21 protein-coding genes and 1 tRNA gene are annotated in these 24,417 nt (G+C 68.3%); 9 read left to right on the forward strand and 13 right to left on the reverse strand.

What is annotated here, in order from left to right; translation table 11 throughout:
* Positions 1 to 3 precede the first annotated feature (3 nt).
* Positions 4 to 690, forward strand: a complete 687-nt coding sequence (locus FFS56_RS04675; RefSeq protein ID WP_127012121.1) for a DsbA family oxidoreductase — start codon at positions 4 to 6, stop codon at positions 688 to 690.
* Between the two features lie 14 nt (positions 691 to 704).
* On the opposite strand, the gene FFS56_RS04680 is transcribed toward FFS56_RS04675, so the two are convergent.
* Complete coding sequence (locus tag FFS56_RS04680; protein WP_046749183.1) at positions 705 to 1,199, reverse strand: glutathione peroxidase; 495 nt, start codon at positions 1,197 to 1,199, stop codon at positions 705 to 707.
* 59 nt (positions 1,200 to 1,258) lie between these two features.
* On the opposite strand from FFS56_RS04680, the gene dusB reads away from it, so the two are divergent.
* The 5 genes from dusB (at position 1,259) to FFS56_RS04705 (ending at position 6,630) form a co-directional block, all read left to right on the forward strand.
* Positions 1,259 to 2,413 carry a tRNA dihydrouridine synthase DusB gene (gene dusB, locus FFS56_RS04685; RefSeq protein ID WP_061015339.1) on the forward strand — a complete coding sequence of 385 codons (1,155 nt, stop codon included), beginning with the start codon at positions 1,259 to 1,261 and terminating at the stop codon, positions 2,411 to 2,413.
* Positions 2,403 to 3,788 carry a deoxyguanosinetriphosphate triphosphohydrolase gene (locus FFS56_RS04690; RefSeq protein ID WP_046749181.1) on the forward strand — a complete coding sequence of 462 codons (1,386 nt, stop codon included), beginning with the start codon at positions 2,403 to 2,405 and terminating at the stop codon, positions 3,786 to 3,788. Before dusB ends, FFS56_RS04690 begins: the two co-directional genes overlap by 11 nt.
* Entirely contained in the window at positions 3,788 to 5,647 is a 1,860-nt protein-coding gene (gene dnaG, locus FFS56_RS04695; protein WP_127012122.1) for a DNA primase, read from the forward strand. Before FFS56_RS04690 ends, dnaG begins: the two co-directional genes overlap by 1 nt.
* Before the next feature lie 36 nt (positions 5,648 to 5,683).
* Positions 5,684 to 6,457, forward strand: coding sequence for an ATP-binding cassette domain-containing protein (locus tag FFS56_RS04700; RefSeq protein WP_046749179.1), 774 nt, complete (start codon positions 5,684 to 5,686; stop codon positions 6,455 to 6,457).
* A 97-nt stretch (positions 6,458 to 6,554) separates the two neighbouring features.
* A tRNA-Asn gene (locus FFS56_RS04705) sits at positions 6,555 to 6,630 on the forward strand.
* 128 nt (positions 6,631 to 6,758) lie between these two features.
* On the opposite strand, the gene FFS56_RS04710 is transcribed toward FFS56_RS04705, so the two are convergent.
* Positions 6,759 to 8,195 (reverse strand): APC family permease, encoded by a 1,437-nt coding sequence (locus FFS56_RS04710; RefSeq protein ID WP_127012123.1) that lies wholly within the window; start codon positions 8,193 to 8,195, stop codon positions 6,759 to 6,761.
* Between the two features lie 63 nt (positions 8,196 to 8,258).
* Positions 8,259 to 9,356 (reverse strand): Zn-dependent alcohol dehydrogenase, encoded by a 1,098-nt coding sequence (locus tag FFS56_RS04715; RefSeq protein ID WP_046749158.1) that lies wholly within the window; start codon positions 9,354 to 9,356, stop codon positions 8,259 to 8,261.
* Positions 9,357 to 9,469: 113 nt separating this feature from the next.
* Here FFS56_RS04715 and FFS56_RS04720 point away from each other — a divergent pair, with 113 nt between their 5' ends.
* Positions 9,470 to 10,888 carry a PucR family transcriptional regulator gene (locus FFS56_RS04720; RefSeq protein ID WP_127012124.1) on the forward strand — a complete coding sequence of 473 codons (1,419 nt, stop codon included), beginning with the start codon at positions 9,470 to 9,472 and terminating at the stop codon, positions 10,886 to 10,888.
* A gap of 61 nt (positions 10,889 to 10,949) precedes the next feature.
* Here the strand turns inward: FFS56_RS04720 and FFS56_RS04725 are convergent, their stop codons facing one another.
* Both FFS56_RS04725 and def read right to left on the reverse strand, forming a co-directional pair.
* The gene (locus FFS56_RS04725; protein WP_046749156.1) at positions 10,950 to 11,465 is read right to left on the reverse strand and encodes a hypothetical protein; all 516 of its coding nucleotides are present in this window, start codon (positions 11,463 to 11,465) and stop codon (positions 10,950 to 10,952) included.
* Between the two features lie 120 nt (positions 11,466 to 11,585).
* Positions 11,586 to 12,152 (reverse strand): peptide deformylase, encoded by a 567-nt coding sequence (def, locus tag FFS56_RS04730; RefSeq protein ID WP_127012125.1) that lies wholly within the window; start codon positions 12,150 to 12,152, stop codon positions 11,586 to 11,588.
* A 61-nt stretch (positions 12,153 to 12,213) separates the two neighbouring features.
* Here def and FFS56_RS04735 point away from each other — a divergent pair, with 61 nt between their 5' ends.
* Positions 12,214 to 13,305: a DMT family transporter gene (locus tag FFS56_RS04735; RefSeq protein WP_137772106.1), complete on the forward strand. Its 1,092-nt coding sequence runs from the start codon at positions 12,214 to 12,216 to the stop codon at positions 13,303 to 13,305.
* 33 nt (positions 13,306 to 13,338) lie between these two features.
* Here the strand turns inward: FFS56_RS04735 and pgl are convergent, their stop codons facing one another.
* Genes pgl through tkt form a run of 6 tightly spaced genes read right to left on the reverse strand, consistent with a single transcriptional unit; the run spans position 13,339 to position 21,452 of the window.
* A complete protein-coding gene (gene pgl, locus FFS56_RS04740; RefSeq protein ID WP_046749407.1) occupies positions 13,339 to 14,118 on the reverse strand; it encodes a 6-phosphogluconolactonase in 780 nt (259 codons plus the stop codon).
* A gap of 5 nt (positions 14,119 to 14,123) precedes the next feature.
* Complete coding sequence (locus tag FFS56_RS04745; RefSeq protein WP_046749153.1) at positions 14,124 to 15,059, reverse strand: glucose-6-phosphate dehydrogenase assembly protein OpcA; 936 nt, start codon at positions 15,057 to 15,059, stop codon at positions 14,124 to 14,126.
* On the reverse strand, positions 15,056 to 16,606 hold the full coding sequence (gene zwf, locus FFS56_RS04750) for a glucose-6-phosphate dehydrogenase (protein ID WP_046749152.1): 1,551 nt from the start codon (positions 16,604 to 16,606) through the stop codon (positions 15,056 to 15,058). The genes FFS56_RS04745 and zwf overlap by 4 nt, the downstream gene beginning before the upstream one ends.
* Positions 16,607 to 16,627: 21 nt before the next feature.
* A complete protein-coding gene (locus FFS56_RS04755; RefSeq protein WP_046749151.1) occupies positions 16,628 to 18,235 on the reverse strand; it encodes a glucose-6-phosphate isomerase in 1,608 nt (535 codons plus the stop codon).
* Positions 18,232 to 19,344, reverse strand: a complete 1,113-nt coding sequence (gene tal / locus FFS56_RS04760) for a transaldolase (RefSeq protein ID WP_127012126.1) — start codon at positions 19,342 to 19,344, stop codon at positions 18,232 to 18,234. Before tal ends, FFS56_RS04755 begins: the two co-directional genes overlap by 4 nt.
* Positions 19,341 to 21,452, reverse strand: coding sequence for a transketolase (gene tkt, locus FFS56_RS04765; RefSeq protein WP_046749406.1), 2,112 nt, complete (start codon positions 21,450 to 21,452; stop codon positions 19,341 to 19,343). The genes tal and tkt overlap by 4 nt, the downstream gene beginning before the upstream one ends.
* A 218-nt stretch (positions 21,453 to 21,670) precedes the next feature.
* Between tkt and FFS56_RS04770 the strand changes: the two genes are divergently transcribed.
* On the forward strand, positions 21,671 to 22,576 hold the full coding sequence (locus FFS56_RS04770; protein ID WP_046749149.1) for a heme o synthase: 906 nt from the start codon (positions 21,671 to 21,673) through the stop codon (positions 22,574 to 22,576).
* Between the two features lie 104 nt (positions 22,577 to 22,680).
* Here FFS56_RS04770 and FFS56_RS04775 read toward each other — a convergent pair whose 3' ends face one another.
* Together FFS56_RS04775 and FFS56_RS04780 are read right to left on the reverse strand one after the other, a co-directional pair.
* The gene (locus tag FFS56_RS04775) at positions 22,681 to 23,145 is read right to left on the reverse strand and encodes a hypothetical protein (RefSeq protein ID WP_046749148.1); all 465 of its coding nucleotides are present in this window, start codon (positions 23,143 to 23,145) and stop codon (positions 22,681 to 22,683) included.
* A gap of 67 nt (positions 23,146 to 23,212) precedes the next feature.
* Positions 23,213 to 24,319, reverse strand: a complete 1,107-nt coding sequence (locus FFS56_RS04780; RefSeq protein ID WP_052748805.1) for a COX15/CtaA family protein — start codon at positions 24,317 to 24,319, stop codon at positions 23,213 to 23,215.
* Between the last annotated feature and the right edge of the window lie 98 nt (positions 24,320 to 24,417).

The following is a 24,417-nucleotide window of genomic DNA, read 5'->3' on the forward strand; positions in this document are numbered from 1 at the left end:
AGTGTGACTGAACCCATCTCCATCGACATCTGGTCCGACATCGCCTGCCCCTGGTGCTACATCGGCAAGCGCAACCTCGAGAAGGGTCTCGAAGCCGTCGCGGCCGACGAGGACGCACCGCAGGTCAACATCACCTTCCACTCGTTCGAGCTCTCGCCCGACACCCCCGTCGACTTCGACGGTGACGAGATCGACTTCCTCGCAGGCCACAAGGGCATGCCGCGCGAGCAGGTCGAGCAGATGCTCTCGAACGTGACGGGTGTGGCGGCGAACGCCGGCCTCGAGTACCGGTTCGATCTGCTGCAGCACACGAACACGGTGAAGGCGCACGAGCTGCTGCACTTCGCCAAGGCAGAGGGGCTGCAGCACGAGATGGAAGAGCGGCTCATGTCCGCCTACTTCACCGAGGGCAAGCACGTCGGTCGCATCGATGATCTCGTCGAGCTGGCTGTCGAGGTCGGGCTCGACGCAGACCGTGCCCGCGCAGCACTCGAGAGCGAGCAGTACCTGCTCGCCGTGCGTCAGGACCAGGCGCAGGCCCGCGCCTACGGAATCCAGGGCGTGCCGTTCTTCGTCGTCGACGGCCAGTACGGCATCAGCGGCGCGCAACCGCCCGCGGCGTTCGAGAACGTTCTCCGCGACCTCTGGTCCAAGCGCGGAGAGGCCGAGTCGGAGACCGCGGCCGTCTGACGGGCCGGCGCGTTCTAGCGGGTCAGCGCCGCTTCGATCGCACTGACGATCTCGGGGGCGTCCGGCTTCTGCTTCGGCCGGAAGCGCAGGACGTCCCCGTCCGGCAGCACGAGGAACTTCTCGAAGTTCCATTCCACGCGGCCGGCTTTGCCACCGGCGTCGGGAGTCTCCTTGAGCGCCTTGTAGAGCTCGGCGGCGTTCTTGCCGTTCACTTTGACCTTGTCGTTGACGGGGAAGGTGACGCCGTAGGTCGTCGAGCAGAACTCGAGGATGTCGTCGACAGAGCCGGGCTCCTGACCGAAGAACTGGTTGCAGGGGAAGCCGACGACGGTGAACCCGCGATCGCCGTACAGACGCTGCAGTTCCTCCAGCTGCTCGTACTGCGGCGTCAGCCCGCACTTGGACGCGACGTTGACCACGAGCACGACATCGGCGCCCAGATCGTCGAGCGTCTTCTCCTCGCCCTTCGCGTCGGTGAACGGGATGGTGCGGAGCGAGGATTCGGTCATATGCACAGCTTAGATCGCCGCATCCCTCCGGGCTCCGCGTCTGGGAGAATGGACAGGACATGACTCTCGCCACCGCCCCCGCCCGCCCTCTTCGCATCGGCCCGATCGATCTCGACGTGCCGGTCGTCCTCGCACCCATGGCGGGGATCACCAACACCGCCTTCCGACGTCTGTGTCGCGAGTACGGCGCCGGGCTCTACGTGAGCGAGATGATCACCTCGCGGGCGCTCGTCGAACGCAACGAGACCACGATGCGACTCATCCGGCACCACGAGTCCGAGACGCCGCGGTCCATCCAGCTCTACGGCGTCGACCCGAAGACCATCGCGGAGGCCGTGCGCATCATCGTCGCCGAGGATCACGCCGACCACATCGACCTCAACTTCGGGTGCCCGGTGCCGAAGGTCACCCGTCGCGGCGGGGGAGCGGCGCTGCCGTGGAAGTCGAAGCTGTTCGCCGACATCGTCGACCAGGCGGTGAAAGCCGCCGGCGACATCCCTCTCACCGTGAAGATGCGCAAAGGCATCGACAAGGATCACCTCACGTTCCTCGATGCCGGGCGTGCGGCCGAAGACGCCGGGGCCGCCGCCGTGGCGCTGCATGCCAGGACTGCCGGCGAGTACTACTCCGGGTTCGCGGACTGGAACGCGATCGGCGAGCTGAAGCAGGCGGTCACGAGCATCCCGGTGCTGGGGAACGGCGACATCTGGTCGGCCGACGATGCGGTGCGCATGATGGCGCAGACCGACTGCGACGGAGTGGTGGTCGGGCGCGGCTGCCTCGGACGCCCTTGGCTGTTCGGCGAGTTGGCGACCGCGTTCGGCGGGGAGGGGAAGACGGTCGACGCGACGCTCGGCTTCGTCGCTGACGCCTTCCGCCGCCACGCCGAGCTCCTCGTCGAGTTCTTCGAGGATGAGGATCGCGGATGCCGTGACATCCGCAAGCACGTCTCCTGGTACTTCAAGGGCTACCCGGTCGGGGGCGACATCCGCACCGGACTCGCCACGGCGTCCAGCCTCGCCGAGATCGACGACCTCCTCGGCCGGCTCGATCACACGGCACCGTATCCCGGTGCGGACGCAGAGGGGCAGCGCGGGCGGGCAGGACACCCGAAGCGCACGGCCCTGCCGGACAAGTGGTTGGAGTCGCGGGAGATCGCATCCGACACCTCGGAGATGATGCGTGGAGCGGAGATCGAGAACAGTGGCGGTTGACCCCCGGCCAGGCCTGCGTGCCGACGGCTACGACGCGCGAGACGCCGAACGCTTCTTCGCCGAGACCCATCGATCCGAGCGCAACGACTTCGCTCGTGATCGTGCCCGTGTCCTGCATTCTGCCGCGCTGCGCCGACTCGCCGCCAAGACACAGGTGCTCAGCCCTGCCAGCACCGCGGATTTCGCCCGCAACCGTCTGACGCATTCCCTCGAGGTCGCTCAGGTCGGGCGCGAGCTCGCTGTCGCACTGGACGTGTCGGCCGATGTCGTCGACACCGCGTGCCTCAGCCACGACCTGGGGCATCCTCCCTTCGGTCACAACGGCGAGCGGGCACTGAACGAGTGGGCAGAGCCCATCGGGGGGTTCGAGGGGAACGCCCAGTCCCTGCGCATCCTGTCCCGACTCGAGGCGAAGGTGCTCGATGACAGCGACCGCTCGGTCGGCCTGAACCTGACCCGCGCCAGCCTCGACGCGACGTGCAAGTACCCGTGGACGGTCGACAGCCCGGTCCCCGATCCCGGTGGACGTCTGAAGTTCGGCGTGTACCCCGAGGATGAGGCCGTGTTCCGCTGGATGCGCGAAGGCGCTCCTGGTCGACTCCGGTGCATCGAGGCCGAGATCATGGACCTCTCGGACGACATCGCCTACTCCGTCCACGACTTCGAGGATGCGATCGTCAACGGCTACGTCGACGTCGCCCAGCTCGCCGACCCCGCTCAGCACGACGCACTCGTCGGGCGTATCCAGCAGTGGGTCGGGTACGACTTCACGCGTGACGAGCTCGCCGACGCGCTCTACCGTCTGGCGTCGCAGCCGATGTGGCTCTCCTCGTTCGATCGTTCCCGTCAGGCTCTCGCGCGGCTCAAGAACCTCACGAGTGACCTGATCGGACGTTTCGCCCGTGCTTCGGTCTCCGCCACCAGGGAGGCGTACGGTACGAAGGCGCTGGTCCGGTACAACGCCCATGTCATCGTCCCGCGGGTGATCGAGGTGGAGATCGCCGTGTTGAAGGGCATCATGGGCCAGGCCATCGTCACGATCGAAGCCCGCAAGGGCGTCTACAAGGAGCAGCGGCGCGTGCTGAAGAGGCTCGCCGATGCCCTCTGGTCGACCGATGCGCTGTGGTCCGCGGGTTCCGATGTGCTCGAGCCCGCGTTCGCCGCCGACTTCATCGCGGCGGAGACCGACGCCCAGCGCGCCAGAGTCGTCGTGGATCAGATCGCGAGCCTCACCGATCAGAGCGCCATCGACTGGCACAACCGTCTCGTCGGGGAGATCGACCCGGCCGAGGTGGGGATCTGGACTCCCCGTCACGCCCGCCCCGGTGCGCGGCCGCACACCGAGCGCGTTCCCGTCGCGGAAAGAGCGCACTGATGCCGCGGATCCGTCAGGCCGATGTCGATGAGGTGAAGGCGCGCACGAACATCGCCGACATCATCGGCGAGCGCGTGGCGCTGAAGCCCGCCGGAGTCGGATCCCTCAAGGGCCTGTGCCCGTTCCACGACGAGAAGAGCCCGAGTTTCCATGTCCGGCAGCAGGTCGGGTACTACCACTGCTTCGGATGCGGGGAGTCCGGAGACGTGTACTCCTTCCTCCGGGAGATGGACCACGTCAGCTTCACGGAGGCGGTGGAGCGTCTCGCCGGCCGCATCGGGTACACGCTGCACTACGAGGACGGCGGAGCCGCCCCCGAGACGAGCGGGCGGAGTCGGCTGTATGCAGCCAACACCGCAGCCGCGGAGTTCTTCCGCGCGCAGTTGCTCACCCCGGACGCCGAGGCAGGACGTCGCTTCCTCGGGGAGCGCGGGTTCGATGCAGGTGCTGCAGCGCATTTCGGAGTCGGCTTCGCCCCGCGTGGCTGGGACGGCATGCTGAAGGCGCTCACCGCGCAGGGGTTCACCCGCGAGGAGCTCAGCAACGCCGGCCTCGTCTCGACCGGACAGCGCGGTGTCTACGACAGATTCCGCGGGCGTCTCGTGTGGCCGATCAGGGACGTGTCGGGGCAGACGATCGGCTTCGGCGCCCGCAAGCTGTTCGACGACGACCAGGGGCCGAAGTACCTGAATACCCCGGAGACGCCGATCTACAAGAAGGCGCAGGTGTTGTACGGGCTCGACCTCGCCAAGCGCGACATCGCCAGAGGCGACCCACGCCGGGTCGTGGTGGTCGAGGGCTACACCGATGTGATGGCCTGCCATCTCGCGGGGCTCACGACGGCGATCGCCACATGCGGTACGGCGTTCGGCACCGAGCACATCAAGGTGCTGCGCCGCGTGATGGGTGATGACAACGCCTCAGGCGAGGTGGTCTTCACCTTCGACGGTGATGAAGCCGGTCAGAAGGCGGCCCTGCGTGCCTTTACCGAGGATGACCGATTCAACGCGCAGACCTTCGTCGCGGTCGCGCCCGACGGTATGGATCCGTGTGACCTGCGACTCCGGCGAGGAGATGCCGCGGTTCGGGGCCTGATGGACACCAAGCAGCCGATGTTCGAGTTCGCGATCGACCGCAAACTCGGCGGCTTCGACCTCTCCACGGTGGAAGGGCGCGTCGGTGCATTGCGGGCGGCCGCTCCCATCGTGGCGGAGATCCGCGATCAGCTTCTTCGCCCGGGATACGAACGCGTACTGGCGCGGCGGCTCGGGATGGACCCCACCGAAGTGCGCAGTGAGGTCGAACGCGCCGCTCGCGGAGCCTCGACCCCGCAGCAGCCGCGTCGGGAGGCCCCGCAGATCGACTCGGTCACGGGGGCTCCCCTCGTCGCCCCGGTGACGCTGGCGAGTCTGCCGCGCAGCCCCGACGTCGCGGTCGAACGCGACGCGCTGATGGGTGCGCTCCAGTACGGACACCAGGTCGATCAGGCGCTGCTCAACCGGGCGTTGGAGGCACCCTTCCGGACTCCAGGGCTGGACGCCGTGCGTGAGGCGGTTGCGGCGGCTCCGGACCGCACCAGGGCCGGCTGGGTGACCGAGGCCGTGAACGGCGTGCGTGAACCCTACCGCTCCCTCGCGGGGGAGCTGTTGATGACGCCGTTCCCCGAGCGGACGGAGGAGCGGGCCGTCGCCACTGTGGCCGACCTCGCCCGCAGGCTCGTGCTCCGGCAGCTCGAGCACGAGAAGCAGGAACTCCTCGGTGCGGTGCAACGCGTGCCTGCCGATTCCGATGGTGGTCGCGCGCTGCGGATGCGCCTGCGCGACATCGACGCAGAGCGTCAGTGCTTCGCCGAGTCGTAACGGGGAGCGGGGGCCGGCAGGCGGCAGGATGGAGTCATGTCCCGCAGGCCCGAATCAACGAACGCGATCGACTGCGCCGATCTGGTGATCGACCGCATCGGCCACGGGATGCCGACGCGCGCGGTCGACGGTGTCACGTTCTCGCTGGCGCCCGGTGGGCTCATCTGCGTCGCCGGACCCACGGGCTCAGGAAAGTCGACGTTGGTCGCCGCCCTTGCCGGATCCACCGACCCCTCGGTCAAGGTCGTCGGAGGCAGCGCCCAGGTCTGCGGCGTCGATGTGCGCCGTCCCGGTCGCAAACACCGCATCCTCACCTATCGCACCGGCTTCGTTCCGCAGGGCGCCGGGGCAGACCTGCCGCCTCGGCTCACCGTGAACGAGGTGATCGCGGAGCCGATCCTCATCCGGGAGCGCCGGGTGAACACCAAGGCCCTCTCGATCCGCGTGGCCATGCTGCTCGACGAGCTGCACCTGCCGCTCGGGACCGCGTCGAAGTTCCCCTACGAACTCAGCGCCGGCATGCGCCAGCGTGTGGCCATCGCGCGGTCGTTCGTGCTCGAGCCGAAGGTGCTCATCGCCGACGAGGTGCTCGCGAACCTCGACCTCGAGGTGCGTCCGGTGGTCTTCGACGCGATCACCCGCCGTCGCAGGGAGCAGTCGATGGCGGCCCTCCTCGTGACCAACGACGCCGACTTCATCCGCGAACTGAACGCCGAGACCCTCATGCTCCGCAGTGGGCATGTCGTGGCCCGCGGAGTCGGCAAGGACCTGCTCTGGGTGCCGAACGCGGAGTCGGACTCACGGCACTGACCCCGACACGCCCGGCATCCCGGAACCGCGCCGCCGTGTCGTGAACACCTCCGGGAGTTTGCTAAGCTTGACGAGTTGCCCGCTCAGCGGCGCACATTCCTCGGTAGCTCAATTGGCAGAGCAGCCGGCTGTTAACCGGCAGGTTCTTGGTTCGAGTCCAAGCCGGGGAGCCAATCGGAAAAGCCCCCTCCACGGAGGGGGCTTTTCTCGTTCTCCGGCGGGCCGAGAGATCCTGTCGAGTCCAGACTCGACAGAAGGAGCCCCTCCGTGGGGAGAGGCTCCTTCGATCGGCGGTGTCGGGTCAGCCGACACCCTCCATCGCGCTGGTCTCGGTGTTGCCGATGCGGGCGATGACGTCGGGACGACGTCGGGCGAGGTACGCGTACCGGGTGAGCGCCAGGGCGACCGTCACCAGGAACACGTAGGGGATCACGTTGTACGGGAACGCCGGCACCGGCCACACGTTCGCGAAGAAGACGTAGCCCATGGTGCCGACCGCGACGGTCGCGCACACCTTCACGAGACCGTTGCGCATCTTCGCCCGCTGCGTGTAGACCACGCAGGCGATCGCCACGAGGGCGTAGGCGACCATGTAGCCGTAGGTGCCCCAGGTGTTCACCCACACGAGGATCTCGCCGGTCGCCGCTCCCGAGAGCAGCAGCACGATGTCGACCGCGACGGCCGCCGCTCCGGCGATGATCAGGACGCGATGAGGTGTGAGGTGCTGCTCGTGCGTGCGTCCGAAGCGCTCGGCGACGACGCCCTCTTTGCCCATCACGTAGACGATGCGGCCGATCACGTTGAGGGGTGCGACCACGACGGCGAAGAACGACGCGGAGACGCCGAAGGTGAGCACGGCGGCGAACCAGCCGGGCATCCCGATCAGGGCCGACATGCTCTCCAGCGGGCTTGAGGCGGTGGCGAGATCGTCACCGAGCACGGTGATCTGCGTGTAGGCGGCGAAGACGTAGAGCACGCCGACGCCGAGAGCGCTCCACATGATCGCGCGGGGGATCGCCTTGTACGGCTCCTTGGCCTCTCGCCCGAGGGCATCGGCGGACGAGAAACCCACGAAACCGAGGATGCCGAGCACCATGCCGGACGCGATTCCCTGGAACGACGATCCTGTCGCGAGCACCTGCGCGGGGTCCCAGGCGGCGGGACCCGCCCAGACCAGCGCCGTGATCAGGAGCACGAGGATGATGCCGACGGACACGAGCTCGAGGACGAGCGACACCCGCGCGGACAGGCGGATGCCGCGGATGGTGAACAGCGTCGCCAGGCCGCCGAGCATGATCGCGAGGCCGATGTCCCAGCCGAGGCCCTGGGCGGGGAGTCCAAGCATGCTGAGGAACTGTGCCATGTAGCTCACGGACCCGCTGAGGGAGGCCGCCGCGATGCCGAAGCAGCCGATCAGCAGTGTCACACCAGCGAGGAACGCGCCGAACGGGCCGAGGCCCTTGGACACGTACGTGTACAGCGACCCGGCGGAGGCGTGCTTGCGGGCGAACACCACCACGCAGTACCCGACGCACAGGATCACGATCGTGGCGAGGGCGAAGGCGTAGATGGTGCCGTTGCCCGCACCGAGGAAGATGGCCGCCGCCGTGAAGGCGATGACGGCGCTGGGAGCGATGTTGGCGATGGCCTGGGCGGCGAGCTCTGGTCCGCTCATGACGCCGGTGCGAAGACCGGCATCCCGGGGTGCGCCAGGCGGGGCGACGACGGTGTCTGACATGGTTCTCCTGGATTCGGGTTTCAGGGTGGAGGGGGTGAAGGGCGGTCAGGGGATGACGGGTGCTCAGGGGATGAGCAGGGTACGCAGCGCCGAGCCGGTCTCGAGGTCGTCGAGCGCGCCTGCGGCCTCGGCAAGAGGCCGGCGGCCCGAGATCAGCGGATCGATCTTGAGCTGTCCATCCATGTAGCGGTCGACGAGGGCCGGGACATCGATGGAGGGGCGCACCGAGCCGTAGTTCGAGCCGAGGATGCGCTGATCCGCCTCGGCGAGGACGAGGGGCTCGAATGATGCGCGGGCGCCCGTCGGGGGAAGCCCGACGATCACGGCCGCACCACCGAGGCCGAGCATCTGGATCGACTGCTCGGTGGTGGAGGTGCGTCCGATCGCGTCGAACGCGTAATCGACACCGTCCGGGATGAGTTCGCGCAACTGCGCCACGGCATCGCCCTGGGAGGCGTCGATGCGGTCGGTGGCGCCGAACTGCAACGCCATCTGTGTCTTCTCCGGACGCACGTCGATCGCGACGATGCGCTCCGCGCCGGCGAGTCGCGCGCCCTGGACCACATTGAGGCCGACGCCACCACAGCCGATCACGACCACGGTGGATCCCGGTTCGACCGCCGCCGTGTTGAGGACCGCACCCACCCCGGTGGCCACGGCGCAACCGACGACCGCGACGACATCGAGCGGGGCATCGTCGCGGACCTTGACGGCACCCGACGCGGGCACGACGACCTCTTCGGCGAAGGAGGAGACGCCGAGGTAGTGGTGGAGCTGCTCGCCATCGCGGCTCAGGCGCGATGTGCCATCGAAGAGCACGCCCAGGGGAGCGACGACCGTCGCCACCTTCTGGCAGCGCGCCTCATGGCCGGCGCGGCAATAACGGCATTCCCCGCACGGCGGAACCCAGCTCAGGACCACGTGATCGCCGACCGCCAGGGTCGTGACGCCCTCGCCGAGTTCGGTCACGACACCGGAGCCCTCGTGCCCCATCACCAGGGGCGCGGCAGCATCCCACTCGCCGCGCTTCACATGGAGGTCGGAGTGGCAGACGCCCGCAGCGGCGATGCGGACGCGCACTTCGCCGGCGCGGGGCGGAGCGAGGTCGACGTCGACGAACTCGATCGGAGACTGCGGATCGCGGAAGACAACAGCTTTCATGACATCCTTCGGGTAAGTGGGGATGCCGACGATGCTAGGAGACTGCCGACCCGGAGGCATTCGACGAATGTGTGGATTCACTGCGGGGGAGTCACACTTTGTATGATCGGCAGGTGGCTCGTGATGTCGCCTCCGTGGCGCGATACCTCCAAGGACGGCTTCTGGACGGAGCGGTGCCGAGCTCGCGTCACGTGAACTCCGTCGTCGGTCTGGACTCCTTCAGTGCTCCTTCCGAGCACCTCTTCACCACCCTGGTCGTCGTCGAGGCCGCTCAGCTCGGCGAACTGGTCGACGACCCGGAGAGGCTCGCACTGCTCCAGGACGCGGTCGTGGTCACCGCCGCGGACACGCCGGCGGTGCACCAGGTGCTCGAGGAACGACGCATCACGTCGATCGTCGGAGCGGGTATCGCCGACGACCTGTTGACGCCGACGCTGACCGCGCTGCTCGCCGTCGACCAGGCAGCCGAAGCCAGGGCGATCACCTCTGCGATGCGCGTGCTGACCCTCGCCGCTCGACGAAGCGGGATCACCGGTGTCATCGCCGAACTCGCGCACCGGATCGACGGCTGGGCGGTGCTTCTCGACCGACATGGAGAGGTCATCACGACCGCCGGCGCGGGAAGCCTGCATATCGACGACGCGATCGCGGTCGCGGTCGGTCGCCCCGTCCGGGTGCGCCATCGCGCCCTGCAGGTGCATCCGGTCGGCCCCGGTCAAGACATCACCGCGCAGCTCGTCACCGCCCCGCGCAACGACAGCTCAGGGCGCGGAAGGGAACTCAGCTCTCAAGCGGCGGCCCTGCTGGACCTGCTGATGCGCACGCGCGACAGCAGTCACCTCGAGCGTCTCGGGCGGTCGATGATGCTGGAGACCGTGCTCGAGGGTGGGGAGGAGGCCACCCGGCTCCTCCGCCGCTGGGGTGTGCACGAGAGAATTCTCATGGGATTCGCCCTCGTCTCGCGCACGAGCGGCGTCGATACCGAGCATCTGCTCGCGCTGTGGCTCGACGAGCTCGGGGCCGAGCATGTGTTCGCCGCTCAGCGCGGACTGATCCGCGGTGTCGTCCGGGAGGAACACGCGGAGGAGATCGCGCACCGCGTGCGGACCTTCGCCTCGACGCTCTACCTCGGTCTCGGTCGTCCGAGTGCGACGGACGCGCTCGCGCGCAGCGTCGACGAAGCCCGCCAGGCGAGCGAGGCCGCGCGGGCGGGTGGTGAGCGCGTCGTCAGGTACGAGTCCATCCCCACGGTGTCCCTGGTGCTCGGGCACCTGGGGGCGGATCAGACGCAGCGCATCGGGAGGCTCCTCGACCCGCTGAGGGGTGCTGAACAGCACCCGGAGCTGATCGAGACCCTGCGTGTCTTCCTCGCCACGAACAGCGCCTGGGGCGAGAGCGCGACGCGACTGCGAATCCATCGGCAGACGCTGGCGGCGCGGATCCGACGCATCGAGGATCTGCTGGGACTGTCCATGGCCGACCCCGACGACCGCGTGGCTGCCTGGTTGGCTCTGCGCGCCTCGGACGACTGAACCATTGCGGGTACGAAGAAGGGCCCCGCCACGAGGCGGAGCCCTTCTCTGCGACTGCGGGTCAGCGTGCGGCGCCGGCCAGCGAGCCGGTGGTCTGCCCGGCCGGGTCGAAGATGATGCACTGGATCACGCGGTCGTTGTTCTGCTCCCAGGAGTCCTTGGTGGGAACGAGCGTCGTGACGTTGAGGGCGGAGTCGTCGTAGGCGACGCCGACGAACGAGGTGTACGCGTCTCCGACGCACTCCTGCGTCGCCGCGTCGATGTCGGTGTCGGAGAACTCGCCGTCCGGCATCGTGATCTCGTAGTACACCTCCTGGTCGTGCGGGTCGGTGCAGGGGAGGATGTTGGCATCCGTGAGCATGCCGGTTCCGGTGTCGAGCATGCAGTCGCCCAGCTTCACCGAGAAGACGCCGACGTTCGAGCTCTCGGTGACCTGGCCGGTCTCCTCATCGCGGTTGGCGTCGCCCGAACCGCTGCCGAGAATACCGTTGAGGGCGCTGCAACCGGTCAGGGCGACCGAGAGCGCCACTGCCGATCCTGCGAGCATCAGAGCCCGTCGATCGCGCATCTTCATCATGATAGTTTCCCCTCCGAAGCGTGATGTGGAGGCACGATGAAAGCCCCCGCCGCGAACACGTTAGCCGTCACCGAGTCTGTGATGCAACTCGGAGGAGGCTGTGGTTCGGCTGGGAGAGGCTCACCCCTCGAGGTCGTCGACGCCGGGCATCCAGCTGGCGCCTGGCCGCGCCCAGCCGCGCTTGCGGGCGATCTTCTGCACGGTCTTCCAGTCCCCGTCGGAGAGACGGTCGACGTACAGGATGCCGTCGAGGTGGTCGAACTCGTGCTGCATGATGCGGGCACGCCACCCGTCGACGTCGATCGAGACCGGGTGTCCGTCGAGGTCCGTCGCCGTCACGTGCACGCGATCGGAGCGACGGAGGGGGAACCGCTCGCCCGGGAACGACAGGCACCCCTCCGACTCGAGATCCGGGTCGGGCTCGCCCGGTTCGAGCGGAACCATCCAGAGCTCGGGGTTGATGAGGACACCACGCCACGGCTGGTCGTCGTCGTCGACATATGCGTAGGTGTAGATCCGCAGGGGCACGCCGACCTGCGGGGCGGCCAAGCCGACTCCCGGTGCGGCATCCATCGTCTCGAACATGTCCGCGACGAGGCTTCGGATGTCGTCGGTGATCTCGTCGACGGGGGAGGCGGGGGAGTGCAGGACGGGATCGCCCATGATGCGAATCGGAAGTACAGCCACGTCACAACCCTAGTCGGCGGTGCGCGCCAGGTAGGGTCGTACTGTGAGTGCTGGGGTGTGGATGAATGCGGTCGAGGACGTCGGCGATCAGCTCGTCGGCGCGTTCCAGAACCCCGGTCTGCTGCTCGGCATCCCGCTCGCCCTCGCCGGCGCCGTCTTCATGTCTCTCGGCGCGCAATACCAGCACCGCGGCGTCGAGAAGGTCGAGCGTCTCAGCGGTGCCACCGGTGCGTCGGGGCTGAGCTTCGATCAGCTCAAGCGCCTCCTGACCCGCCCGTCGTGGCTCATCGGCACGCTCATGCTCGGGCTCGCCGTAATCTGTCAGCTCGCCGCGCTCGTGCAGGCGCCGCTGATCGTGGTTCAGCCGCTCGGAGCGATCGCGCTCGTGATCACGACGCTGCTCAATGCGCGGATCTCCGGCCACTCGCCGACACGACAATCGTTGACCGCCATCATCTGCTGCGTCGGCGGGATCTTCCTCTTCGTGTTCTTCGCCGCGATCTACGCGACAGAGCAAGAGGTGACCGACCGCGAGCTCTTCACCATCCTGGCGCTCCTGCTCGCCGTCGTCATCGTCCTCGGCGCATGCTGGCTGATCCTGCGTCGCCGCATGCGTGCGCTGTTCTACGTGATCGGTGCCGGCATCCTCTACGGATTCGTGGCCACGCTCGCCAAGGTCGTCATCAAGCGCATCGAGGCGGGCCAGTTCGAGTGGATCACCGCCATCTGCGTGCTCGCCCTCATCTCGGCTGCGGCTGTCGGTGCCTACTTCGTGCAGACGGCGTACAGCTCGGGTCCGCCCGACCTCGTGATCGCCGGACTCACCGTCGTCGACCCGCTCGTGGCGGTGCTCATCGGAATGGTCGTGCTGGGCGAAGCAGCCGCCGCGCCGTGGTGGGTGCTCGTGATCTTCGCGGTGGCCGGCGGGATCGCCGTATGGGGTGTCGTCGGGCTCGCCCGGTACCATCCCCAGGTGCTCAGCGACAGCCAGGAACTGGGAATCTCGCGCGGCAGTGCGCCGGGCGCTCCCGGGCGGAGCGGGCAGGAGGACCCCACGGCATCGCCCTCGGCGATGGGCACTCCCGAGCGCGCCGACGGCACCGTCGGGCCGGATGCGCCGCAGCGGGGCGATGGATCCTCGGAACACCCGTGACGCAGTCCCCGGGAGGGGCTGTGCTCGCAGGAATCAGTAGGCCTGGTCGATGAGGTCGGCGGAGACCTCGGAGGCGGCAGCTTCGTCCACGAAGAAGACCGTCCGCTTGCGGCCCTTCGCCCCGGCGGCAGGGACACTCGTGTAGCTGGCGCCCGCAAGAGCGAGGCCCAGCGCGGAGGCCTTGTCCGCGCCCGTCAGCACGAGCCATACGCGCTTGGACGAGTTGAGCACGGGGCGGGTCAGAGTGACGCGCTCCGGCGGAGGCTTGGGGGAGTCCCGCACGGCGAGAACGGCGGCATCCGTCACCGTGACCTCCTCGCGATCAGGGAAGAGCGAGGCGACGTGGCCATCGGGGCCGACACCGAGGAAGCACACGGCGAACGAGGGCCACGGGTGCTCGTCGGTGCCGAACCGTGCGAGCTCTTCGGCGTAAGCCGCGGCGGATTCGTCCAGTGTCAGGCCGCTGTCGGGGCCGGCGACCTCATGCACGTTCTCCGCGGGTACGGCGATGTGGTCGAGCAGCGCCTGTCGCGACTGCAGAGAGTTGCGGTCGATATCGTCGCGCGGGACGAAGCGTTCGTCGCCCCACCAGAAGTGCACCAGAGACCAGTCGATCTCGGCGGCACGAGGGTGTTCGGACGCGGCACGCAGCACCGCTCCACCCATCGATCCTCCCGTGAGGGCGATGTGTGCGAGCCGACCGTTGCGGGTGCGCGCACGCACCCGCGTCAGGAATCGGTCGGCCACACGGGTGGCGAGGGCAGCGGGGGTGGCTTCCACCACCACGCGCTTCTCTGCGGACGATGTCGTCATCGACGTCACTCTCCAGTCTCGGGCGGACCCAGCTTCTCCCAGCCCTCGGTGATCACCCGACCGTACAGGACGTCGGGGTCCAGTCGACGCAGCTCCTCTGCGAGGCATTCGCGAAGTGTGCGTCGGGGAAGGTGCAGGTCGTGGTTCGGCTGGCCCGGCTGCGTGAGCACGGCGACGCCCGGCGTCGGGCGCTCGAGGAGGATGTCTCCCGAATCACGCGTCAGGCGCACCGACTTGATGCCCTCAGCCCACTGGTCGGGGTCTTCGTACGACCACTGCACCGGCACATCGAGAGCCATCTGCAGCCACGCGGCCAGCAGCGCGGTGGACGGAGATGCCGAGGCTCCGCGCACCTCGACCCCGGTGATCGGCTCGTACGGCGGCTGGTCGAGCACGGCCGCGAGCTGCTCGCGCCAGTGGGTCAGGCGCGTCCAGGCCAGGTCGGTGTCGCCGGGGGCATGAGTCTCACCGAGGAGCGCGAGCCGGTCGCGGACATCGTGCGCCGTCGCGGCGTCGGTGATGCGGCGCTGAGCGATCTTGCCGAGAGGGGACTGCGCCGGTGCGACGGGCGCGGACTCCGGCCACCAGGCGACCACGGGGGCGTCGGGCAGCAGGAGGCCGGTGATGAGGCTCTCCTCGTTGCTCGCGGCATCCCCGAAGGCGCGCAGGACGACGACCTCGCTGGCGCCGGCGTCGCCGCCGACGCGGATCTGCGCGTCGAGACGGGACTCGCCTTCACCTGTGGTGATCACGATCACACGCATCGGGTGCTCCCGCGAAGCGTCGTTGGCGGCATCGATCGCCGCCTCCGCCACTCCGTTGCGGGCAGCGATGACGAGGGTCAGCACGCGGCCGAGGGCGACAGCTCCGCCCTCCTCGCGCACCTTGACCAGCTGCTTCGCGACCTGGCTGACGGTCGTGTCGGGAAGGTCGATGATCACGGGCGTCTCCAGACTCGTCCATCGCGGGCCAGCAGGTCGTCGGCGGATGCCGGTCCCCACGAGCCGGGCGCATACTGCTCCACCGGACCGCCCTGGGCGGCCCAGTACTTCTCGACCGGGTCGAGGATCTTCCAGGAGAGCTCGACCTCCTCGTGCCGCGGGAACAGCGGCGGATCGCCCAGCAGGACGTCGAGGATCAGACGCTCGTACGCTTCAGGGCTCGCCTCCGTGAAGGCGTGGCCGTAGCCGAAGTCCATCGTCACATCGCGGACGTTGGAGCCACTGCCAGGCACCTTCGAGCCGAAGCGGATCGTGACGCCCTCGTCCGGCTGCACGCGGATGACGAGCGCGTTCTGTCCGAGCTCGGACGCGTTGCCGCGGCCGAACAGGTGCTGAGGCGCGCGCTTGAAGACCACGGCGATCTCGGTCACACGACGGCCCAGACGCTTCCCCGTCCGCAGGTAGAAGGGCACATCCGCCCAGCGACGGGTGTCGATCTCGAGCTTGATCGCGGCGTACGTCTCCGTGGTCGACTCGGGGTTCATCCCCTCCTCTTCCAGGAAGCCGGTGACCTTCTCGCCACCCTGCCATCCGCCCGCGTACTGCCCGCGGGCGGTCGCGAGCGACAGGTCGTCGGGCACATGCACGGCCGCCAGGACCTTCTCCTTCTCGGCGCGCAGGTGCTCGGCCGAGAGACTGATCGGCTCCTCCATCGCTGTCAGCGCCAGCAGCTGCAGCAGGTGGTTCTGGATCACGTCTCGTGCGGCGCCGATACCGTCGTAGTACCCGGCACGCCCGCCGACGCCGATGTCCTCGGCCATCGTGATCTGCACGTGGTCAACGTAGTTGCGATTCCAGATCGGCTCGTACAGTTCGTTGGCGAAACGCAGGGCCAGGATGTTCTGAACCGTCTCCTTGCCGAGGTAGTGGTCGATGCGGAAGATCGAGTCCGCGGGGAAGGCCACCTCGAGAGCGGCGTTCAGAGCCCGCGCGGACTCGAGATCGTGTCCGAAGGGCTTCTCGATCACGACACGACGCCAGCGCTCGTCGTCGTCGCTGTTCTCGCCGACGAGACCGGATTCCTTGAGCTGCTTCGCGACCAGCGGGAAGTCCTTCGGCGGGATCGACAGGTAGAACGCGTGGTTGCCCATCGTCCCCCGTTCGACGTCGAGCTTCTCGATGGTGTCGCGCAGCTTGCGGAAGGAGTCCGGGTTGTCGAACTCACCCGAGACGAAGCGGATGCCCTGCAGCAGCTGGGTCCACGTCTCTTCGCGGAACGGCGTGCGGGCGTGCTCCTTCACGGCGTCGTAGACGACCTGGGCGAAGTCCTGGTCCTCCCAGTCGCGTCGGGCGAATCCCACCAGGGCGAACCCGGGAGGGAGCAGACCGCGGTTCGCGAGGTCGTAGACCGCTGGCATCAGCTTCTTGCGTGAGAGATCTCCGGTGACGCCGAAGATCACGAGGGCGCTGGGGCCCGCGATCCTGTTGAGACGGCGGTCATCGGGGTCACGCAGCGGGTTGTGCCCGCGCGAGATGGGAACAGACATCGGTGGGGGATTCTCCTGCTGTTACTTCTGTGCGGCTTCGAAGAGGGCGAGCACGTCGTCCGAGGACTCGGTGATCGTCAGGGTGACGACGGGACGCCCGTGCTCGGCGAGCACGGCGGCATCACCGGCGGCCTGCGCCTGGATGAGCTGCCCGAAGGTGAAGGGCCGGTCGGGGATCTCGAGGTCGACCTCGGTGCGCTCCAGGATCTGCAGGAACACTCCCTGCGCGGGGCCGCCCTTGTGGTACTGGCCGGTCGAGTGCAGGAATCGGGGTCCCCACCCGAACGTGGTCGGCCGCCCGGAGTCTGCTGCGACGAGCTCACGCAGGCCCTGGAGCTGCGGAACCTCGAGACGGTTGACGTAAGCCTGGATGGACACGTAGCCGTCGGCGGGGAGCTGGGCCCAGAGGGCGTCCAGCACGCCTTCGACCGTGCCGGAGGCGGCGAGGGCGGGGTCGGACACCCGGACCTCCACACCGTTCTCGACGAACGCCGGCGCCGTGGGCTCGGGGCGAGCGTCGAGCAGTCCGCGGGCGGCGACCTTCGCCGACTCGACGTCGGGCTGATCGAACGGGTTGATGTGCAGCAGGTGTCCGGCGATCGCGGTGGCGTACTCCCACACGATGAGCTGGGCGCCCAGCGTCCCGCTGACGAGGATCTCGCCCTCATGACGCTCGTGGAGGTGGAACTCGTTGGCGTCGTCTACCAGTCGCACGATCTGGAGGTCGGCCGGCACCGGATCGAGCTCGGGGGAGACGGGGAGCAGCACGACCGGGAGGATCCCCGTGCCCTCCTTGCCGGTGGACTCGGCGATGAGCTGCTCGATCCAGTCCGGAAGGCCCTTGATGTGCGTGCCATCGGTGATCAGACCGAGCTTGTCGCGTCGCGGGTTCGTGGCCGCGATCGCCGCCCCCAGTCGCAGAGCGGGGTTCTCGGCCGAGTCGACGGCGACCTCGAGCAGCGAAGCCTCGGCCTCGTTCAGAAGCTCGTCGATGTCGACGCCGGCGAGTCCCGACGGCACCAGCCCGAAGGCGGTGAGCGCCGAGTAGCGGCCGCCGACGTTCGGGTCCGCGTTGAAGACGCGGTATCCGGCCTCGCGGGCGGAGGCGTCGAGCGGTGAGCCGGGATCGGTGACGACCACGATGCGCTCGACGGGGTCGATCCCGAGATCGCGGAACGCGGCTTCGAACGTGCGGCGCTGGGAGTCGGTCTCGACGGTGGAGCCCGACTTCGACGACACGACCAGCACCGTGTCGGCGAGCCCTTCATCGAGGGCGGCGAGCACCTGGCCGGGAGCGGTCGAGTCGAGGATCGTCAGCGGCACACCGGCCGTCTGCGCGATGACCTCGGGCGCGAGCGAGGAGCCTCCCATGCCGGCCAGCACGACCCGGGTGACGCCCTTGGCGTTGAGGTCGGCGCGGAGCGCGACGATCTCGGCGACGAGGGGACGCGAGACGGAGACGGCTTCCACCCATCCGAGTCGCACAGACGCTTCCGCCTCCGCCGCAGGACCCCAGAGCGTCGCGTCGCCACTGGTGATGCGGGAAGCGACGAGGTCGTGGACGAGAGCGGGAACCGTCTCGTCGATCGCGGCGCGCGCGGCGCCGGACGTGTGGATCGAGAAGGTCATCGCTGCGACTCCAGAGCCTCGGTGACCTGCGCGAGCAGATCGTGCCAGGAGTCGATGAACTTCGCGACCCCCTCGTCCTCGAGCACCTGTGTGATGTCGGTGAAGTCGATGCCGAGCTCGGCGATCCCCGCGAACACGGCGCGGGCGTCGTCGTAGCCGTCGGTGATGGTGTCACCGGTGACGACGCCGTGGTCGAAGGTGGCGTCGAGCGTCTTCTCCGGCATGGTGTTGACGACGCCCTGGGCGACGAGTTCGGTGACGTAGAGGGTGTCGGGAAGAGCCGGGTCCTTGACGCCGGTCGACGCCCACAGCGGGCGCTGCAGATTCGCCCCCGCGCCGAGCAGCGCCGTGGCGCGATCTCCGGCGAACGTCTTCTCGAACAGCTCGTACGCGAGGCGGGCGTTGGCGAGGCCTGCCTTGCTCTTGAGTGCTTCCGCCTCGGGAGTGCCGATCGCGGTGAGGCGCTTGTCGGTCTCGGTGTCGACGCGCGACACGAAGAACGAGGCGACCGAGTGGATGGTCGACAGGTCGATGCCCGCCGCCTTCGCGGTCTCGAGCCCGGTCAGGTATGCGTCGATGACCTCGGCGTAGCGCTCCAGGCTGAAGATCAGCGTCACGTTGACGCTGATGCCGGCGCCGATGGCCTCGGCGATGGCCGGAAGCCCCGCCTTGGTCGCGGGGATCTTGACGAGCAGGTTGGGGCGGTCGATCTTGGCCCACAGCTCCTTGGCCTGCGCGACGGTACCCGCGGTGTCATGCGCGAGGTCGGGGGAGACCTCGATCGAGACGCGGCCGTCGACGTGGTCGGAGGCCTCCCACACGGGGCGGAACACGTCGAGGGCTGCGGCGACGTCCTGCGTGGTGGCAGCGAAGACCGCTTCCTCCGCGGTGGCACCGGAGCCTGCGAGCTCGGTGACCTGCGCGTCGTACGACGTGTCGTTCTTGTCGGTGATCGCGTTGGCGAAGATCGTCGGGTTCGTGGTGACGCCGACGACATTCTTCGTGTCGATGAGGTTCTGCAGGTTGCCGGAGGAGATGCGGGTGCGGGAGAGGTCGTCGAGCCAGATGCTGACGCCTGCGGCGGCGAGCTGCGCGGTGGGGGTGCTCATGCGTTCTCCTTGGTGCTGTTGGCCGCGATGGTCTCGCGGGCGGCCGCGATGACGGCCTCGGTGGTGATGCCGAACTTCTCGAAGAGGGTCTTGTAGTCGGCGGAGGCGCCGAAGTGGTCGATGCCGACCGAGCGGCCGCGGTCGCCCACGATGCCGCGCCAGCTGAGCACGGAGCCCGCTTCGACCGACACGCGGGCGGTGACTGCTGCCGGGAGCACGCTCTCGCGGTACTCGGCGTCCTGCTCGTCGAACCACTCCAGCGACGGAGCGGAGACCACGCGCACGTTCACGCCCTCGGCGGCGAGAGCCTCGCGGGCGTTGACCGCCAGCTGCACCTCGGAGCCCGTGGCGACGATGATGACGTCCGGGGTGCCGTTCGGAGCCTCTGCCAGGACGTAGGCACCCTTGGCGGCGTTGTCCGCGGAGGCGAACGTGTCGCCGGAGGCCGCGCCGTCGCCGCGCTCGAACACCGGGATGTTCTGACGCGTCAGTGCGATGCCGGCCGGGCCTTCGTGACGACGGAGGATCTCCAACCAGGTCGCAGCGGTCTCGTTCGCGTCAGCCGGGCGCACGACCGTGAAGTTCGGGATCGCACGAAGCGTGGCGAGCTGCTCGATCGGCTGATGCGTCGGGCCATCCTCGCCGAGGGCGACCGAGTCGTGGGTCCAGACGAAGATGCTGGGCACGTTCATGAGCGCTGCCAGACGGACCGGCGGACGCATGTAGTCGCTGAAGATCAGGAACGTACCGCCGAACGCCCGGGTCGGACCGTGCAGGACGATGCCGTTGACGATCGCGCCCATGGCGTGCTCGCGGATGCCGAAGTGCAGCACACGACCGTAGGGGTTTCCGGACCACTCATGCGTCGACCACTCAGCGGGGATGAACGACGGGGCGCCCTTGATCGTGGTGAGGTTCGACTCGGCGAGGTCGGCGGAACCGCCCCACAGCTCCGGAAGCTCCGCAGCGAGGGCGTTGATGACCTGACCGGACGCGGCGCGGGTCGAGACCTCCTTGCCGGCTTCGAACGCGGGGAGCGCGGCAGCGATGTCGGTGGGCAGTTCGCGTGCTTCGAGGCGGTCGAGAAGGGCCTTCTTCTCCGGGTTGGCGACGGCCCACGCGTCGAACGACTCCTGCCAGGACGCACGCACCTCGGCCGCACGGGCGGCGAGCCCGCGAGTGCGCTCGATCACGTCGTCGGCGACCGCGAAGTGCTCCTCGGGGTCGAAGCCGAGGACCTTCTTGGTCGCGGCGAGCTCATCCGCACCGAGGGCGGAACCGTGGATCTTCCCGGAGTTCTGCTTGCCGGGCGACGGCCAGCCGATGATCGTCTTGAGGATGATCAGCGACGGCTTCGACGTCTCACCCTTCGCAGCCTCGATCGCCGCGTACAGCTCGGCGACATCCTCGACGTACTCGCCGGACTTCTTCCAGTCGACGACCTGCACCTGCCAGCCGTAGGCCTCGTAGCGAGCGGCGACGTCCTCGGTGAAGGCGACGTTTGTGTCGTCCTCGATGGAGATCTGGTTGGAGTCGTAGATCGCGATCAGGTTGCCGAGCTGCTGGTGGCCCGCGAGCGACGAGGCCTCGCTGGTCACGCCCTCCTGCAGGTCGCCGTCGCCTGCGATCACGTACACGAAGTGGTCGAACGGGCTCGTGCCCGCCGCGGCCTCGGGATCGAACAGGCCGCGCTCGTAGCGTGCGGCGTAGGCGAAGCCCACGGCGGAGGCCAGGCCCTGCCCGAGAGGACCGGTCGTGATCTCGACGCCCTTGGTGTGGCCGTACTCCGGGTGGCCCGGCGTGAGGGAACCCCACGTACGGAGGGCCTTGAGGTCGTCGAGCTCGAGCCCGAAGCCGCCGAGGTAGAGCTCGACGTACTGGGTGAGCGACGAGTGGCCGGCCGACAGGATGAAGCGGTCGCGCCCCAGCCAGTCGACATCGGTCGGGTCGTGGCGCAGAACGCGCTGGTACAGGAGATACGCGGCGGGAGCGAGGCTCATCGCGGTGCCGGGGTGACCGTTGCCGACCTTCTCGACGGCATCGGCCGCCAGGATCCGTGCGGTGTCCACCGCGCGTCGATCGATCTCATCCCACTGCAATTCCGACACGTTCATGCCCTTTCCGACAGTTTCGAGGGCGCCCGTATTCCCTGGCAGGTCCGCGACTTCACGGTGAGGTGCACATCGCCGGGCGCGCGAGTGGTTTCAGCATAGCGGTGACGTGAGTCGCACTACGCGGGACCGGGAGCCGGAACACGTCATCCCGTGTCATACACTGGAGAGGTTGTCCGGTCACACGTGCGGAGGAGGCGATCGAGATCTCGACGATGTCTGATCAGACCGTGAGGAAGTCGTCCGTCGGTCGCACGGTGAAGGCCTATATCACCCTCACCAAGCCGCGTGTCCTCGAGCTCCTGCTCGTGTCCACCGTGCCGGTGATGTTCCTTGCGCAGGGAGGAATGCCGAACCTGTGGCTCGTGCTGGCCACCGTCATCGGCGGCTCGATGAGCGCCGGTTCCGCGGCGTCCTTCAACATGTACCTCGATCGCGACATCGACGCGCACATGCATCGCACCGAGAACCGTCCGCTCGTCACGGGCGAGGTCAGCCCGCGCGGCGCGCTGATCTTCTCCTGGACGCTGGCGGTCGCCTCCACGGGCTGGCTCCTGCTGACGACCAACTGGCTCACCGCTGCGCTGTCGGCGACGGCCATCTTCTTCTACGTCGTGATCTACACGATGATCCTCAAGCGCCGTACCGAGCAGAACATCATCTGGGGCGGTATCGCCGGCTGCTTCCCCGTCCTGATCGGGTGGTCAGCGGTCACCGGCTCGCTCGACTGGCCCGCCTTCATCCTGTTCCTCCTGGTCTTCCTGTGGACGCCGCCGCACTACTGGCCGCTGTCGATGAAGTACAAGGACGACTACGAAGACGTCGACGTCCCCATGCTGGGTGTCACGCGCAACGCCTCCCAGGTCGGCCTCCAGGTGATCCTCTATGCGTGGGCCACCGTCGCCTGCTCGCTCCTCCTGGTGCCGATCGCGGGCATGGGGCTCGTGTACACGGTGTCCGCCGCGGTGTTCGGTGGATGGTTCATCTACGAATCGCACCGTCTCTACAACCGCGCCGTCCACGGGACCGAGCCGCGTCCGATGCGCGTGTTCCACGCGTCCATCACATACCTGACGCTGATCTTCGTCGCGGTCGCGGTCGACCCGCTGCTCCCTTTCTGACCTGACGCAGGGAGGCTGGTCTCCCAGAACGACGGAGCGGCGCCGAGGATGTCCTCGGCGCCGCTCCGTCGTTCCGTGCTCAGGGATCACCTGCGCACAGGCGCTCAGCGGGTGATCGACGGGGAGTCGTCTGAGTTCGCGTCCTTCGCCGGCGCGTCATCGAGCGCGGCCGCCGGCGCCGCAGCGGCGTCGGATCCCGCGTCGGCGTCCGCCGCAGTGTCCGTGACGGGCGAAGCGGTGTCCGTGACAGGAGCGTGCGTCTCGTCGGGGGCGGCGGTCCAGTCGATCGCCTCGACGACTGCAGGAGCGGGGGACGCGACGAGTGCGCGGGCGGCGACGAGTCCGAGCGTGAGCAGGATGCCGACGATCCCTGCGGCGAGCACTCCGGCACCCACGACGACGAGCGACTGTCCGACGTAGACCTCGACGCCGGTGGCGGTGCCATCCAGCAGCGTGGTCGTCATCGTGGCGATCTGACCGGAGATCAGCCAGGCGCCGACGGCCGTCGTGGCGAGGGAGACGACCAGGAGCAGCCAGAATCCGATGCTTCGAGTGAGTGACTTGTTCATGACACCCACCCTTGCGGATGCGCTGATGAGCCCGCGATGCGAGAGCTATGAGTCGACTGTGCGGAGATCAGTCCTCGACGGCGGCCGTGCGCTTCAGATGCAGCACGACGACCGTGTAGGTGGCTGCCGAGAGCGAGGCCAGCACCATGTGGATCCCGACGAGGAGCGGGGGGAGGCCCTCTCGTGCCTGCCACACGCCCACACCGACCTGGACGAGGATCGCGAGCACGAGGACGAGGAGCCAGCGGCGGGGCTCCAGACGCTGTACCCAGGCGGTCACCGTCAGGAAGACGACCAGCGCGGCGAGGATGTAGCCGGGCCAGGAGTGCACGTGCGCAAGCACCGTCGCGTCGAAGCCGTGGCGCAGGACGTCGGCGTCACCGGAATGCGGTCCCGACCCCGTCGTGAGGACGCCGAACACGATCGTGACGGCGAGTGCGAGGCCCGTCACGTGGGTCACGGCTGCGAACCAGGCGGGCACTGCGCGCTCTCGCGGGCCGGCGGGCGTCCGGAGCCGCACCAGGAACGCCGCGGTGATGCAGACGAGCAGCAGCGACGACGTGTAGTGGAAACCGACGATGAACGGGTTCAGCCCGGTCAGGACGGTGATGCCGCCGACGAGGGCCTGCGCGACGACGCCGATCAGCACGAGCCAGGCGAGCAGGACGAGGTCGCGCCTGGTGGGAGTCGAGCGCACGGAGCGGACTGCCGCAGCGATCACGGCGACCAGCAGCACCCCCAGGGCGATCGGCGAGGCGGGGAAGTGCAGAGGAGCGGCGATGGCGAACGCGGCGGCAGCCGCGACGATCCCGCCCAAGGCGAACCAGAGCGCGTTGACGAGGCCGCGCTTTCCGGTGAACAGGTGCAGCACCAGCAGCACGACGACGAGGGCGATGATCCCGACGACACCGGTCATCAGGCGGTTGCCGAACTCGATGATCCCGTGGATGCCCTGCACCTCGAGGATGGGAACGAGGGAGTCCGGGGTGCACAGCGGCCAGTCCGAGCATCCGAGGCCCGAACCGGTGAGGCGGACGGCTCCGCCGGTGCCGATGATGATGGTCTCGCTGAGGAACGACAACCACGCGAAGACCGTCAACGCACGCCCCCAGGACGCGGAACGAGGAGCGACCCCTCGCGTCGTCGAGGTGGTGGGGATCAACGTCTCGGGCATAAGTCCTCCGGACCGCGCGAGACGTGGCGGGCATGGCCCGTCCGCCAGGCGGAACCTGTAGAATCGGATTGTTGCGATGGGCGCTGACAGCGCTGAAG

It is taken from the genome of Microbacterium sp. Beta, from assembly GCF_005502545.1.
Classification (GTDB): Bacteria; Actinomycetota; Actinomycetes; order Actinomycetales; family Microbacteriaceae; genus Microbacterium; species Microbacterium oxydans.